Annotated in this window: 1 pseudogene; it reads left to right on the top strand. The window is 34.7% G+C overall.

What is annotated here, in order from left to right:
- A pseudogene (locus KVT34_RS30440) lies at positions 1-252 on the top strand (DUF418 domain-containing protein); the annotation flags it as partial.
- Positions 253-262: the final 10 nt, after the last annotated feature.

The raw sequence follows: 262 nt of genomic DNA, 5'->3' as shown, positions 1-262 counted from the left end.
ATTTTATTAGGACTTTCAGCTGGACAATATCGATTATTTGAAAACCTCTCAGGTAAGATGAAGCAGGTTGCTATTTTTACATGCATAATGTTTATGTTAAGTGTGGTAGGTGTATATTATCAATATAAACATGTTCCACTTTTACCATTTGACACTATGCTTGTTTATGGTGAAGATGGCTCAGCGATCGGACAAAATGGAAAGTTTTTAGAAATCCGCATTGCAATAGGGCCAATACTATCTGCGTTTTAAGTAGGACTAT

The sequence above is a fragment of the Paenibacillus sp. GbtcB18 genome, assembly GCF_019091125.1.
Lineage (GTDB): Bacteria > Bacillota > Bacilli > Paenibacillales > NBRC-103111 > Paenibacillus_F > Paenibacillus_F chitinolyticus.
This window is presented reverse-complemented; position numbering and strand designations above follow the sequence as displayed.